The organism is Devosia sp., assembly GCF_017307495.1.
In the GTDB taxonomy this organism is placed as follows: domain Bacteria; phylum Pseudomonadota; class Alphaproteobacteria; order Rhizobiales; family Devosiaceae; genus Devosia_A.
The window spans coordinates 1-1,206 of the sequence record NZ_JAFKHE010000037.1 but is presented as its reverse complement, the minus strand read 5'-3'; the positions used below and the strand labels follow the sequence as shown (position 1 = coordinate 1,206).

General features: G+C 59.6%; 1 protein-coding gene. It reads right to left on the bottom strand.

Translation table 11 applies throughout. The annotated features are described in order from the left end of the window. Nucleotides 1-26: 26 nt before the first annotated feature. A protein-coding gene (locus J0I99_RS20250) for an IS3 family transposase (RefSeq protein ID WP_152527747.1) occupies nt 27-1,138 on the bottom strand; the annotation gives its coding sequence in 2 pieces (ribosomal slippage) (nt 27-883 and nt 883-1,138; 1,113 coding nt in all). Nucleotides 1,139-1,206: the final 68 nt, after the last annotated feature.

Genomic DNA, 1,206 nt, shown 5'->3' with positions numbered 1-1,206 from the left:
TGACCTGCACCCCTGATTGCCCTCGTTTATAAGTAGACTCTGTTCTGGTTTTCGTCCCTGTTTGAACGGTTGGCAAACTCGCTTGGTGTGAGCCCGTTGAGGCTCGTATGCGGTCGGTTGGTGTTGTAGTCGATCCTCCAGTCCTCGATGATCTGACGGGCCTCGTTGAGGTTAGCGAACAGGTGTTCGTTGAGGCACTCGTCGCGCAGGCGACCGTTGAAGCTCTCAACAAATCCATTCTGCATCGGTTTGCCCGGTGCGATGTAGTGCCACTCGATGCCCAGTTCCTCCTGCCAGGCCAATACGGCGTTCGACGTGAACTCGGTGCCGTTGTCACTCACGATCATCCGAGGGCAGCCTCGGCTCTCGATGATCTGATCGAGCTCGCGCAGCACCCGCCGAGCGGTCAGCGATGTGTCGACGACAAGGCCCAGGCATTCCCGGGTGAAGTCATCGACCAGAGTCAGGATACGGAAGCGCCGACCGCTGGCAAGCGTGTCCATCACGAAGTCGAGCGACCAGCGCAGGTTCTGATCCTGCGGGATCGTCATCGGTGCCCGCGTGCCGAGTGCCCGTTTGCGGCCGCCGCGCTTGCGCACTGAGAGCCGTTCTTCCCGGTAGAGCCGATACAGCTTCTTGTGATTGATCCGCACGCCTTGCCGCGCCAGCAGCAGGCCCAAGCGACGATAGCCGAACCGCCGTCGTTGCGAAGCCAATTCCTTCAGCTTGGTCCGCAAGGCTTCGTCATCGGATCGTGTCGACGCATACCGATAGGTCTTCGGTTGCAAGCCGACCAGATCGCAGGCCCGCCGCTGCGAGTAGCTCTTCTCACTGACCGCCCAGGTCACAGCACGTCTCCGCAAGCTGGGCGTCAGAAGTTTTTTCCGAGCATCTCCTTCAGCGTCGACACGTCAAGCATCGACTCTGCCAGCAGCTTCTTCAGCTTGCGGTTCTCTTCCTCCAGCGCCTTCAGCTTGCGCGCCTCGGAGATCTCCATGCCGCCGTACCGCGAACGCCACTTATAGAAGGTCGCATCACTGATGCCGTGCTTGCGGCACAGATCGCTCGCTGATGCACCGGCGGCGTGCTCCTTCAAAACCCGGATGATCTGCTCTTCGGTAAACCTGCTCTTACGCATCGTCTGTCTCCTGGCTGGAGAACAGAAATCCTAACTCAAAATCGGGGGCGTTTCAGGGGTGCAGGTCA